At 64.6% G+C, this 12,094-nt stretch carries 13 protein-coding genes; 1 reads left to right on the top strand and 12 read right to left on the bottom strand.

Annotated elements, in window-relative coordinates; all coding sequences use genetic code 11:
- Positions 1–314: 314 nt before the first annotated feature.
- Entirely contained in the window at positions 315–1,271 is a 957-nt protein-coding gene (gene miaA / locus AC0L3C_RS13955) for a tRNA (adenosine(37)-N6)-dimethylallyltransferase MiaA (RefSeq protein WP_473408245.1), read from the bottom strand.
- A gap of 11 nt (positions 1,272–1,282) precedes the next feature.
- Between miaA and serB the strand changes: the two genes are divergently transcribed.
- On the top strand, positions 1,283–2,188 hold the full coding sequence (gene serB / locus AC0L3C_RS13950; RefSeq protein ID WP_473260541.1) for a phosphoserine phosphatase SerB: 906 nt from the start codon (positions 1,283–1,285) through the stop codon (positions 2,186–2,188).
- A 137-nt stretch (positions 2,189–2,325) separates the two neighbouring features.
- Here the strand turns inward: serB and AC0L3C_RS13945 are convergent, their stop codons facing one another.
- From AC0L3C_RS13945 to AC0L3C_RS13895, 11 genes are all read right to left on the bottom strand, one after another.
- Entirely contained in the window at positions 2,326–3,825 is a 1,500-nt protein-coding gene (locus tag AC0L3C_RS13945; protein WP_473408244.1) for a Do family serine endopeptidase, read from the bottom strand.
- A 144-nt stretch (positions 3,826–3,969) separates the two neighbouring features.
- Positions 3,970–4,176: a DUF2065 domain-containing protein gene (locus tag AC0L3C_RS13940; RefSeq protein ID WP_007613351.1), complete on the bottom strand. Its 207-nt coding sequence runs from the start codon at positions 4,174–4,176 to the stop codon at positions 3,970–3,972.
- Positions 4,177–4,247: 71 nt separating this feature from the next.
- Positions 4,248–5,144: a protease modulator HflC gene (hflC, locus tag AC0L3C_RS13935; protein WP_473260545.1), complete on the bottom strand. Its 897-nt coding sequence runs from the start codon at positions 5,142–5,144 to the stop codon at positions 4,248–4,250.
- The gene (gene hflK / locus AC0L3C_RS13930) at positions 5,141–6,277 is read right to left on the bottom strand and encodes an FtsH protease activity modulator HflK (protein ID WP_473260547.1); all 1,137 of its coding nucleotides are present in this window, start codon (positions 6,275–6,277) and stop codon (positions 5,141–5,143) included. Before hflK ends, hflC begins: the two co-directional genes overlap by 4 nt.
- Before the next feature lie 153 nt (positions 6,278–6,430).
- Entirely contained in the window at positions 6,431–6,940 is a 510-nt protein-coding gene (locus AC0L3C_RS13925) for a dihydrofolate reductase (RefSeq protein WP_473408243.1), read from the bottom strand.
- A complete protein-coding gene (locus AC0L3C_RS13920) occupies positions 6,940–7,425 on the bottom strand; it encodes a GNAT family N-acetyltransferase (RefSeq protein WP_473408242.1) in 486 nt (161 codons plus the stop codon). The genes AC0L3C_RS13925 and AC0L3C_RS13920 overlap by 1 nt, the downstream gene beginning before the upstream one ends.
- A gap of 5 nt (positions 7,426–7,430) precedes the next feature.
- The gene (locus AC0L3C_RS13915) at positions 7,431–8,225 is read right to left on the bottom strand and encodes a thymidylate synthase (RefSeq protein ID WP_007613362.1); all 795 of its coding nucleotides are present in this window, start codon (positions 8,223–8,225) and stop codon (positions 7,431–7,433) included.
- A 224-nt stretch (positions 8,226–8,449) separates the two neighbouring features.
- Entirely contained in the window at positions 8,450–10,015 is a 1,566-nt protein-coding gene (locus AC0L3C_RS13910; RefSeq protein ID WP_275173492.1) for a tripartite tricarboxylate transporter permease, read from the bottom strand.
- Positions 10,016–10,022: 7 nt separating this feature from the next.
- The gene (locus AC0L3C_RS13905; protein WP_473408241.1) at positions 10,023–10,784 is read right to left on the bottom strand and encodes a tripartite tricarboxylate transporter TctB family protein; all 762 of its coding nucleotides are present in this window, start codon (positions 10,782–10,784) and stop codon (positions 10,023–10,025) included.
- Positions 10,785–10,879: 95 nt separating this feature from the next.
- On the bottom strand, positions 10,880–11,410 hold the full coding sequence (locus AC0L3C_RS13900; protein ID WP_027519544.1) for a chromate transporter: 531 nt from the start codon (positions 11,408–11,410) through the stop codon (positions 10,880–10,882).
- The gene (locus tag AC0L3C_RS13895) at positions 11,407–12,024 is read right to left on the bottom strand and encodes a chromate transporter (protein ID WP_473408240.1); all 618 of its coding nucleotides are present in this window, start codon (positions 12,022–12,024) and stop codon (positions 11,407–11,409) included. Before AC0L3C_RS13895 ends, AC0L3C_RS13900 begins: the two co-directional genes overlap by 4 nt.
- Positions 12,025–12,094 lie beyond the last annotated feature (70 nt).

Below are 12,094 nucleotides of genomic sequence, written 5' to 3'. Positions count from 1 at the left end.
GCTGTGGTCAGCGGCTTCGTTCGTGTCGGGTTTTCGGAAATAAAAAAGGCCCCGAAGAGGGCCCCATGCACACCGCCTGTCATGTGGATGGCAGCTAGCCACCCCCGGCGGTGTGCCTGGGTACGACGGCGATAAGGAGTTTGGTAATAATGTTACGCATGGCAGGTGCCCGGCTTCCCAAAGGTTGCGCGAAACATAGCGGCCAGCGCCTCGATGTCAAGGCAATGCGGCCGTTCCCGCGCGATTTTGGCAGTGTAGCGGTGTTCCCGGGGTTGGGCGAGAGGTAAATTCGAGAGCCGAGGCACAAAAGCGTGTCAGCCGGGGTCGCGGGCCGCATTCACGGCCGCGGCCAACCAGCCCCTCGTCTGCTCCGGCTTCACCCACTCGAATTCGGGCAATTGGTGCCGGAACCAGGTGAACTGCCGCTTGGCGTAGTGGCGGGTATCGGCTCGGCCGATGCTGGCCGCTTGCTCCAGGCTGAGCTGACCGCGCAGATGCCGGATCAGGGCCGGCACACCATGAGCCTTCATCGCCGGCAGCAGCGGATCGAGATTTCGGGCGGCGAGACGCTCGACCTCCTTCAGCGCGCCAGCCCCCAACATGGCGTCGAAGCGGGCGTCGATGCGCGCATAGAGCTCGTCGCGCTCGGGCGCGAGGAACACCGCGCGAAAACTGTCCTTGGGCAAGAGTGGCGGCTGGCCCTCATGATGCCAGTCCAGCAGCGAACGGCCGGTGGCTTCGACCACTTCGATCGCGCGCGCAATGCGCGTGCGATCACGCAGGTTCAATCGCGCGGCGGCTCGCGGATCGGAGGCTGCGAGTTCCGCATGCAGCGCCTCGACGCCGTTCCGCTCCAGCCGCGCTCGAACGTCCTCGCGCACCTCGGGGGGGATCGGCGGCACCACGGAGAGACCCGCCGTCAGCGCCTTGAAATAGAGCCCGGTGCCGCCGATGAAGATCGGCAGGCGGCCTTCGGCTTGCGCCTCTTCGAGCGCCTTGGCCGCGTCGCCCACCCAGGCGCCAGCCGAAAAATTCACGGCCGCATCGACATGGCCGTAGAGGCGATGAGGCACCTGCGCCTCGTCGCCAGGTGAGGGGCGCGCGGTGATGATGCGGAGGTCACGGTAGACCTGCATGGAATCGGCATTGATCACCACCCCGCTCGCAGCGAGCGCAAGCTCGAGCGCCAGCGCCGACTTGCCGCTGGCGGTCGGGCCTGCGATAAGCACCGCCTTGCCAACATGCCTTCTGCCGACTTTCCCCTCGCTCACGAAAACCTCAAATGTCCCTCGTTGCCACGCTGATCTGCAATCCGAATAATCCCGCGCTCGATTCGACCATCGTCGACGGCGCCCGCGCCGTGCTGCCTCAGGCAGCTCCCGCGCACTGGCTGTTCGACGGGGTTGCAGTCGACATCCCCTTCGGCGCCGACAGTAACCTCGAAGGCGACCGTCACGCCATCGAGCAGCGGCTCCGCGAACTTCGCGGCGACCTCCCCATCGACATCGTCGTGCAGCCAGTCGGCCTCCGGCGCAAGAAGCTTTTTCTCGCCGACATGGATTCCACCATGATCGGCCAGGAATGCATCGACGAGCTCGCCGATTTCGTCGGGGTGAAGGCCCATGTGGCAGCCATCACCGAGCGTGCGATGCGCGGCGAGGTCGAGTTCGAGCCGGCGCTGCGCGAGCGCGTCGCGCTGCTCAAGGACCTCCCCGCCAGTGCCGTCGACGAGGTGCTGGCCAAGCGCATTACGCTGACGCCGGGTGGCCGCGAACTGGTCGCGACCATGCGCGCCCATGGCGCCTATGCCTGTCTCGTCTCCGGCGGCTTCACGCTGTTCACCAGTGCGGTCGCCACCAGGATCGGTTTCCAGGAGAACCGCGCCAACGAGCTCGTCGTCCGCGACGGCAAGTTCACCGGCGAGGTGAAGGAGCCGATCTTGGGGCGCGCGGCAAAGCTCGCGACTCTGGTGGATCTGATGGAATCGTTCGATCTCGACGACGTGGACTCGCTGGCGGTCGGCGACGGCGCCAATGATCTCGCGATGATCCAGGCGGCGGGCCTGGGCGTGGCGTATCACGCCAAGCCCGCAGTTGCCGCCGCTGCGGCGGCGCGCATTGATCACGGCGATCTCACTGCGCTGCTGTATGCGCAGGGGTATCGGCGCGAGGAGTTCGTGGAGGGGTAGTCTCCTCTCCACTGTCATCACCCGCGAAAGCGGTGATCCAGTGTTCCAAAGACAGGGCGAGGATACGGAAAAGCCGCAGCGTACTGGATGCCCCGCTTTCGCGGAGCATGACAGTGAATGTGTGGCGACTCGTGCGCCTACTGCACGCTCAGCGCCACGAAGCGCAGCTCGCCGTCGGCGTTCGACACCAGCAGCAGCACCGACTTCTTGCCGTCCTTCTTGAGCTGGTCGACCCGCTTCTGGATGTCGGCGCCGCTGGAGACGGCCTCCTGCGCGACTTCGACGATGACGTCGCCGGCAGAGAGGCGCTTCTCGGCGGCATCCGAATTGGCGTCGACATTGGTGACGACCACGCCCTTGACGCTGTCCTTGATCTTGTAGCGCGTACGCAGATCCTTGCTCAGCGCCGCGAGATCGAGGCCGAGCGCCTTCTGTGTCACAGTCTTTTCAGGCGCGGGCTCGTCGGTCTTCACTGCGGCCTGCACCTTGTCGGCATCCTGGAGGCGCCCGAGCGTGACCTTCTTGGTCTCCTCCTGACCCTTGCGGATGATGACGACGTCGACCTCCTTGCCGACCGCGGTGTCCGCGACCACGCGAGAGAGATCCTTGGGGTCCTTGACGTCCTTGCCATCGAACTTGACGACGACGTCGCCGGGCTCGATGCCGGCCGGTTTGGCCGGGCCCTTGTCGTCGATGCCGGCAACCAGCGCGCCGCGCGGCGGCTTTATGTTGAGGCTCTCGGCGATCTCGTCGGTGACGCTCTGGATGCGCACGCCCAGCCAGCCGCGGCGCAATTCGCCGAACTGGCGGAGCTGGTCGACGACACCTGCGACCGTCTTCGACGGTACGGCGAAGCCGATGCCGATCGAGCCGCCGGACGGCGAGATGATCAGTGTGTTGACGCCGATGACGTCGCCATCGAGGTTGAACAGCGGACCGCCGGAATTCCCGCGATTGATGGAGGCGTCGGTCTGAATGTAGCTGTCATAGGGACCTGACGAGATGTCACGGTTCTTCGCCGAGACGATACCGGCCGTCACGGTGCCGCCGAGGCTGAAAGGATTGCCGATCGCGACGACCCAGTCGCCGAGGCGCAGCTTGTCGGAATCGCCGAACTTCACCGACACCAGCGGTTTCGACGGCTTGAACTTGAGCACGGCAAGGTCGGTCTTCTTGTCGACTCCGACCAGCTCGGCCTTGATCTTGGTCCCGTCGTTGAGAATGACGTTGATCTCGTCAGCATCCGCGATGACGTGGTTGTTGGTGACGACGACGCCTGACGTGTCGATGATGAAGCCACTTCCGAGCGAGTTGGTCTTGCGCGGCGCGGGGCCGTTCTCGCCGCCCTTGCTGCCGCCGCCGGGACCCTTGCGATTCTTGAAGAAGTCGTCGAAGAACTCCTCGAAGGGCGAGCCGGGCGGCAGTTGCGGCATGGCATTGCCGCCGCCGCCTCCCTTGGCCTCGACGGTCTGCGAGGTCGAGATGTTGACGACCGCGTCGATCACCTTCTCGGCGACGTCGGCGATGCCATCCGGTCCGCGCGCATAGGCCGGTGTGCCGAATGCGCTGAAAGCGCCGACGGCGAGCGCGGCCAGCCCTAAGCGCAAACGGGTCGGGGCAATGGTGGCAGCGGTCATTGTGATCTCCAGGAAACAAGGATTCGACGTCAAGACTGCGCTCGAACGGGGGGACGGCGCAAGCGCGGACCTTAACGGGCCTCAAGACCCGGATAATAAGGCGAAAACCGGTCCCTCGCCTTCACTTTGGCGTTGGTGCGACGGCTAAATTGGACGTCGCATAACCCAGATCAGGATCAGGCCGGCCACGGCCGAACCAATGCCAACCGCCCGCAGGACATTGTCCGGCGTGGCCATCGCGCTTTTCATGGCCTTGCGCATCCAGGCCGGGCTTGCCGCGAACATCAAGCCTTCCAGCACGAACAGGATGCCCAAACCGATGAGGAAGTCGGTGAACGCAATGGACCTCATCGGATTGGAACCTCCCGTTGTGCTGTTCTTGTCTGGACGAAGGGCGGCCAGACCTGCCGCCCTTGTCTCACTTACGGCTTCGCCGGCGTCGTGGTCGCCGTCTTGCCGGACGGGTTACCAAAGAACCGGAAGAAATCCGAGTCCGGGCGCAGCAGGAAGCGGGTGTCGTTCGCGCGCAGCCCGTTCTCATAGGCCGTCATCGAGCGGTAGAAGGCGAAGAAATCCGCATCCTTGCCGTAGGCTTCGGCGAACAGACGGTTGCGCTCGGCATCGCCAACGCCGCGCGTCTGCTCGGCCAGCGACCTTGCATCCGCCTCGATCACGGTCGCCTCGCGGTCGGCCTTGGAGCGGATCTCCTGTGCCTTCTGGCCGCCCTGCGCGCGGAACTCGGCGGCTTCGCGCTCGCGTTCGGTCTTCATGCGCTGATAGACCGCCTGGCTGTTCTGCTCCGGCAGATCGGCGCGGCGGATCCGGACGTCGACGACCTGGATGCCGTAGCCGTCGGCCTCGTGGTCGAGCTGATCGCGGATGCGCTGCATCAACTTCTCGCGGTCGTCGCGGACCACGTTGATGAAGGTCACCTCGCCGAGCACCCGGCGCAGCGCCGCGTTCAACAGCGTGGTGAGCTGGATGTTGGCGGCCTGGATCGAGCCGATGCTCTGATAGAAGCGCAGCGCGTCCTTGATGCGGTAACGCGCGAAGGCGTCGACCACGAGCCGCTTCTGGTCGGACGCGATCGCTTCCTGCGACGGGTTCTCCAGATCGAGGATGCGCTTGTCGATGTTGATCACCGAATTCCACGGCGCCTTGAAGTGCAGGCCGGGAGCGGTGACGACGTCGACGGGCTTGCCGAACTGCAGCACGATGGTCTGCTCGGTCTGCGCCACCGTGAACAGGGACATGTAGCCCACGATCACGACGAGCAGGAGGCCGAGCAGCGTGACGATGCCTGTAACCGGAGATCTCATCGGTTGCCTCCGGTCGTCTGCTGGCCGGCTGCAGGCGGCCGCTTGGCCGTCAGTTCGCTGAGCGGCAAATAGGGCACGACGCCCTGGCCCGACTGGCCGCCGTCATAGATCAGCTTTTCCGAGCCGCCGAGCACGCGCTCCATCGTCTCCAGATAAATCCGTTCACGCGTCACGTCGGGCGCCTTCTTGTATTCCTCGTAAACCTTCAGGAAGCGCGAGCTCTGGCCCTTGGCCTCGGCGACCGTCTGCTCCCTGTAGCCTTCGGCGGCCTGCATGATCTGCGCCGCACGTCCGCGTGCCTGCGGCACGACCTGGTTGGCATAGGTCTGCGCCTCGTTCTGCAGCTGCTCGAGATTGGCGCGCGCCGCCTGGACGTCGCGGAAGGCGTCGATCACCTGCGCCGGCGGGTCGACCTTCTGCATCTGCACCTGGCTGATCTGAATGCCGGCGCCGTAGCTGTCCAGGGTCTTCTGGATCAGTTCCTGCACGCCCTGTTCGGTGACGTTGCGCGCACCGGTCAGGATCGGCTGGATCTGCGAGCGGCCGATCACCTCGCGCATCGCGCTCTCGGCCACCGCCTTCACGGTGCCTTCGGGATTCTGGATGTTGAAGAGGAAATCGCCGACGCCATTGGGCTTGATGCGCCAGAGCACGGTGAAGTCGACGTCGACGATGTTCTCGTCGCCGGTCAGCATCAGGCTCTCTTCCGGCACGTCACGAATGGAACGGCCGCGCCGCGCCGGATCGTCGATCAGCGTCATGCCGATGGAGATGGTGGACACGCGCAATGCCTTTGGCAGCAGCACGGTCTCGATCGGATAGGGCAGATGATAGTTCAGGCCGGGCTCGACGGTGCGCACATGCTTGCCGAAGCGCAGCACGACGCCGAGCTCTTCGGACTGCACCCGGAAGAAGCCCGACAGCAGCCAGAACGCGATGATGAGCAGCACGATCAACGTAATGCCAATGCCGGAGAAATAGCCGCCCGGCATGATCTGCTGGAGGCGATCCTGGCCGCGCCGCAGAAGGTCTTCCAGATCCGGCGGCCTTGGCCCGACCGGCTGCGGGCCGTTGCCCCATGGCCCCTTCGGACCCGAGCCCCATGGGCCACCGCCCTGATTCTTCCACGGCATTCGACGCTCTCCTCGGCAGGGTGAAATTGCCCCCGCCCGCTTTGTCCGGTCCGGCTTTATAGGGGACAGGCAGGTCCCTTACAACGCAGCCCTCGCCGCCCTCCGAGCTAAGCTTGGGGGCAGAAAAGTCAATGTTAACATTGGCAAATGCGGTTAATGGCCCGCCCGCCGACGATATGTCACATAGGAGTAGTCGGCGCTGTCCTGGGGTCCGGCAGGATGACGGATGCGCTCAACCTCATCCCACTCTGCCCTGTCGATGTCGAAATGCGTGTCGCCTTCGGGCCGCGCATGCACTTCGGTGAGCTCGAGGCGATCGGCGCGATCGAGCCATTGCCGATAAATTTCGGCGCCACCAATCACCGCGATCTCGGCGACCGAACGCCGCAGGGCATCGCCGCGCGCGACGGCGTCTGCGTCGACAGTCGATGTCGTGACGATGGCGCCAGCGGCGCGATAATCCGCATCGCGCGTGACGACGATATTGGTGCGGCCCGGAAGTGGCCGGGGCAGGGATTCGAAGGTCTTGCGGCCCATGATCACGGGCTTGCCGATCGTGAGCGCCTTGAAGCGCGCCATGTCGGATTTCATTCGCCACGGCATCGCGTTGCCGGCGCCGATGACGCCGTTCTCCGCGATCGCGACGACGAAGACGATCTCCATCAGGTCGCGGTCCCGGCAAGCCGTGTCAGCGCGGGCCCGGTGACGCGGCACAGCGTCCAGTCCTCCAGCATGATGGCCCCGAGCGACTTGTAGAACGCGATCGACGGCGCGTTCCAGTCGAGCACCGCCCATTGCAGCCGCGACCAGCCGTTCTCGACGCATTCCCTGGCGAGGTGCACGAGCAGTGCCTTGCCGAGGCCCCTGCCCCGATGCGACGTCCGCACATACAAATCTTCGAGATAGATGCCGTGGCGGCCGCTGAATGTCGAGAAATTCGCAAACCACACCGCGAAGCCGACTGGCTCGCCGTTCCACTCAGCGAGGGCGCAATGGAGTTGCGGTCTCTCGCCGAACAGTGCGTCGGCGATGTCAGCCTCGGTCGCCTCGACCTCGTGCGAAAGCTTTTCGTACTCGGCGAGTTCGCGGATGAAAGCGAGAACCAGCCCGGCCTCTCCCGGACGCACACGGCGAATGTTGAGCGACATCGGCTTCAGACCGCGACCGCGGCCTTGATGTGCGGATGCGGATCGTAGCCGACGAGCTCAAAGTCCTCGTAACGGAAGGAGAAGATATCCTTCACATCGGGGTTGATCCGCATCACCGGCAGCGCGCGCGGCGCGCGCGTGAGTTGGAGCTTCGCCTGCTCCAGATGATTGGAATAGAGATGAGTGTCACCGAACGAATGCACGAAGTCGCCGGGCTTCAGGCCCGTGACCTGCGCTACCATCATGGTGAGCAGCGCATAAGAGGCGATGTTGAAGGGCACGCCGAGGAACACGTCGGCCGAACGCTGATAGAGCTGGCACGACAGCTTGCCGTTAGCGACGTAGAACTGGAACAGGCAGTGGCACGGCGGCAGCGCCATCTTGTCGACCTCGGCCGGATTCCAGGCCGAGACGATCAGGCGGCGCGAGTCCGGATTGCGCTTGATCATGTCGATCACGTTCGCGATCTGATCGATGCTGCGTCCGTCCGGCGCGGGCCAGGAGCGCCACTGATGGCCGTAGACGGGGCCGAGATCACCATTGGCGTCGGCCCACTCGTCCCAGATGGTGACGCCGTTGTCGCGCAGATATTTGATGTTGGTATCGCCCTTCAGGAACCACAACAGCTCATGCACGATCGCCTTCAGCGGCAGGCGCTTGGTGGTCAGCATCGGAAAACCGGCGGACAGGTTGAATCGCATCTGATGGCCGAACACCGACAGCGTGCCGGTACCGGTGCGGTCGGTCTTTTCCGCGCCGTCTGAAAGAATCCGCTCGAGCAGGTCCTGATACTGGTGCATGTGCGTGAGCCTTTGGGGAGGCGGTAAATTTAGCGGCCGCCCCCGCGCTGCGACAGCGGCGATTCGCCGTCGATAGGCATTATACCCGGAAAAGTGAGCGTTCCCGGGGCAAACGACAAGGGGCGGAACTCGGCGTCCCGCCCCTCCTCTATCAGATTGATCCTGCTGGCCAACTTGCCAGCGAGGGTTCGAGCCACGGCGCGCCCGACACGAGGCGGGTCGCCTTAGTTCTCGGATTCCGTGAACACCTCGTCGCGCTTGGCACGCAACGCGGGCAGCACCGTGAGCACCAGGAGGAAAGCGGCGATCGCGAGCAGCACGGCCGACAGCGGACGCGTCAGGAAGACGCTCCAGTCGCCGCGCGAAATCAGCAGCGCGCGGCGCAGGTTCTCTTCCATCAGCGGTCCGAGCACCATGCCGAGCAGCAGCGGCGCCGGCTCGAAATCGTGCTTGATCAGCCAATAGCCGACCAGACCGAACACGCCTGCGAGGATGACGTCGACCGGCGCGTTGTTCACCGAGTAGATGCCGATCGCGCAGAAGATCACGATCGAGGGGAACATCAGCCGGTAGGGGACGCGCAGCAGCCGCACCCAGATTCCGACCAGCGGCAGGTTGATGATGATCAGCATCAGATTGCCGATCCACATCGAGGCGATCATGCCCCAGACCAGCTCCGGCTGCTTCTGCATCACTTGCGGACCCGGCACGATGCCATGGATGGTCATCGCACCCACCATCAGCGCCATCACGGCGTTGGGCGGGATGCCGAGCGTCAGCAGCGGGATGAAGGAGGTCTGTGCCGCGGCATTGTTGGCGCTTTCCGGCGCCGCCACGCCTTCGATCGCACCGCGGCCGAACCGCGACGGGTTCTTGGCGATCTTCTTCTCGAGCGTGTAGGACGCAAAGGACGCGATGACAGCGCCACCACCCGGCAGAATGCCGAGGATCGAGCCGAGCACGGTGCCGCGCAGGATCGCGGGCGTCGAGTCGATCAGGTCCTTCCTGGTCGGCATCAGGCCGGTGATCTTCTGCTGCACCAAGTCGCGGTTCATCTCGGCGCCGGCGTCGAGGTTGCGGATGATCTCGGCAAAACCGAACACGCCCATCGCCACCGTCGCGAAGCCGAGACCGTCGGCAAGCTCCGGAATGTTGAACGCCATGCGCGAGGCGCCGGTCTCGATGTCGGAGCCGACCATCGACAGCATCAGGCCGAACACGATCATCGCGATCGCCTTCAGCACCGAGCCCTTGGCCAGCACCACCGCGAAGATCAGGCCGAGCACCATCAGTGAGAAATATTCGGCCGGGCCGAACGCCAGCGCGAGCTTGGTCAGCGGCGCACCGAGCACGGCGATGAGCACGGTCGCGACGCAGCCCGCGAAGAACGAGCCGATCGCCGCGATCGCCAGCGCCGGGCCGGCACGGCCCTGCTTCGCCATCTGGTGACCGTCGATGGCGGTGACGACCGAGGTCGCCTCACCGGGAATATTGACCAGAATCGAGGTGGTGGAGCCGCCGTACTGGGCGCCGTAATAGATGCCGGCGAGCATGATCAGCGCACCGACCGGCGGCAATCCGAACGTGATCGGCAGGAGCATCGCCACGGTTGCGACGGTGCCGATACCGGGCAGCACGCCGACCAGCGTGCCGACCAATGCGCCAATCAGGCACATGAGAATGTTGATTGAGATCGGCAGCGACAAACCGTAGAGCCACCAGGGTGACCACCACGAGATCTGAAACACCACACCGAAACCAAGGCCCAGATTGTGGAAGAGATCGAACATCACACCCTCACTGAACCAGGAAGCGCGGGAACATCGGCATCGGCAGCCCCAGCACATAGGGGAAGAGCAGCGCGCAGCCGAGCGTCAGGCAGGCGCCGACGATAATCGCTTCGACCCAGCGCGTCTCATGCGTGCCCATCGCCGAGATCAGGAAGCTCGTGAACGCCGTCACCACCACGCCAAGTGGACGAATCGCCAGGGCGAAGAAGACGATCGAGATCATCACGAAGAGCGGCCCGCGCCAGGCATAGTGCGCCATCGCCGGCCCGTCGGTCAGCAGTCCCGTCAACGCAATGCCGGCGCCAAGTGCAACCAGGAGCCCGCCAAACATCCGCGGCGCCGTGCCGGCGCCAAAGGAGAAGCCGCGCATCCCCTGCAAATCGCTGGAGGCCCACAGTGCGAACAGGGCGAGCGCCATCAGCACGATTCCGCCGACATAGTCCTGCGCCGACCTGATCGTCATGAAGAACGTGAGAATCGCCACCGCAAAGATCGGATAGGAATAGATCAGCGCCAGCAGCACATCGGATGACGTCTTCTTCGTGTCACCGCCTGCCGCCCCGAGCAACGCGCCGGGCGCGCCCGCGAGCAGCGCCGTAGCGTGGCTGATCACCACGGCGGCCGGGCCGCGTCCCGCGCCCCAGCCAAAGATCGTCCCGAACGACCAGATGAATTCGAAAATCTGCGGCGCTATGGCCAGCAGACAAAAGCTGATCACCACCGAGGTGTTTCGGTTGGCTGTCGCCGAGTGGCCCATCGTATCGGCCATGCATGTCTCCTCCGCGACCCGTAAGCCACGAGCACTGTTGTTCTAATCGGCTGGAAATCGATGCCCCCGCCCGGATCCCTGCCTAGCCATTTTCATTACACAATGCCAGCAAAACCCAACAAGCCCCCGACGAGCAAAATCCATAGTGGATTGATGCGCGAGACGGATGCGACCACCGCAACCGTCGCGGTCAGGAGCAGCGCAGCAAGCGTGCGATCGGTCGACTCGGCGAGGATCAGGGCGCTCGCCGCCATCAGGCCGATCGAGAGCGGAACCAGTGCAGCCTGGATCAGCCCGGGCCAGCGCGATTGGCTCGGCCGATTGAGAAGCCGGCTGACATAATAGGCAAGCAGCGCGGTGGGCAGGCACATGGCCAAGGTCGCCGCCAGGGCGCCGGGGATGCCGGCGACAGCATAGCCGATTAACGTGACGATAAGCACGTTCGGACCTGGTGAGAGCTGCGCGATCGCATAGGCGTCGGCGAACTGCTTGTCGGTCATCCAGTGATGCACATCGACCGCGATGCGGTGCATCTCGGGCACCGCCGCCGCGGCGCCGCCGACTGCGAACAGCGACATCAGACCGAAGGTCGAGATCAGCGCCCAAATCGGGTTCTCCGCGTTCATGCTGCTACCTTCCGCCGCATCAGAAAGGTAGTGCCGATACTGATGGGAATCGCGACCAAAAGCACAGCCTGGAGCGGCAGGCGAAGGACGCCGATGGCGAGGAAGGCGCCCAGCATCAGGACGAGCGCGAGGGCGTCCAGCCGCTTGAGCAGCGGCGTCATCATCCGGAAGACCACGGCGATCAAGAGGCCGACGGCCGAACAGGAGATGCCCGCGAGGATGCGGCGCAGCACCTCCACATCGCCGAACCGGGCATAGATGATCGCGAGCACCGTCATGATCAGCGTGGGCGGCAGCAACAGCCCCGCAAAGGCGGCAATGCCGCCGGCGATCCCGCGCAGCCGCGCGCCGAACACCATCGACAGATTGACGATGTTCGGCCCGGGCAGGAAATGGCAGAGCGCAAACGTCTCGTTGAACTCGTCCGCCGTCATCCAGCGGTGCTGTTCGACGATCGCCTGCCTGGCGAAGACCAAAACCCCTCCGAAGCCCGCCAGCGACATCCGCGCGAAGGCCAGAAACAGCGCCAGCAGCCCGGGCGGAACGGCGCGAGTGGCTGGCCGGTCCGGCTCTTGAACTGGTTGTTGGGCAGCCGGTGCGGAATCCTCGGACATGTCAGGAGCTTAGAACGCCGGCCGGCGCGCGGCCAAGCCTGCCGGGAACCTATCCCAAGGCAACCTCGGA

This window comes from Bradyrhizobium sp. WSM4872 (genome assembly GCF_055811715.1).
The sequence above is the reverse complement of the archived record's forward strand: the minus strand, read 5'-3'. Positions and strand labels throughout refer to the sequence as shown.

Coding starts and splice junctions, on each gene's coding strand:
- serB (WP_473260541.1), top strand. CDS start 1,283: ATGTCCCTCGTTGCCACGCTGATCTGCAATCCGAATAATCCCGCGCTC.
- AC0L3C_RS13945 (WP_473408244.1), bottom strand. CDS start 3,825: ATGACCGCTGCCACCATTGCCCCGACCCGTTTGCGCTTAGGGCTGGCC.
- AC0L3C_RS13940 (WP_007613351.1), bottom strand. CDS start 4,176: ATGAGGTCCATTGCGTTCACCGACTTCCTCATCGGTTTGGGCATCCTG.
- hflC (WP_473260545.1), bottom strand. CDS start 5,144: ATGAGATCTCCGGTTACAGGCATCGTCACGCTGCTCGGCCTCCTGCTC.
- hflK (WP_473260547.1), bottom strand. CDS start 6,277: ATGCCGTGGAAGAATCAGGGCGGTGGCCCATGGGGCTCGGGTCCGAAG.
- AC0L3C_RS13925 (WP_473408243.1), bottom strand. CDS start 6,940: ATGGAGATCGTCTTCGTCGTCGCGATCGCGGAGAACGGCGTCATCGGC.
- AC0L3C_RS13920 (WP_473408242.1), bottom strand. CDS start 7,425: ATGTCGCTCAACATTCGCCGTGTGCGTCCGGGAGAGGCCGGGCTGGTT.
- AC0L3C_RS13915 (WP_007613362.1), bottom strand. CDS start 8,225: ATGCACCAGTATCAGGACCTGCTCGAGCGGATTCTTTCAGACGGCGCG.
- AC0L3C_RS13910 (WP_275173492.1), bottom strand. CDS start 10,015: ATGTTCGATCTCTTCCACAATCTGGGCCTTGGTTTCGGTGTGGTGTTT.
- AC0L3C_RS13905 (WP_473408241.1), bottom strand. CDS start 10,784: ATGGCCGATACGATGGGCCACTCGGCGACAGCCAACCGAAACACCTCG.
- AC0L3C_RS13900 (WP_027519544.1), bottom strand. CDS start 11,410: ATGAACGCGGAGAACCCGATTTGGGCGCTGATCTCGACCTTCGGTCTG.
- AC0L3C_RS13895 (WP_473408240.1), bottom strand. CDS start 12,024: ATGTCCGAGGATTCCGCACCGGCTGCCCAACAACCAGTTCAAGAGCCG.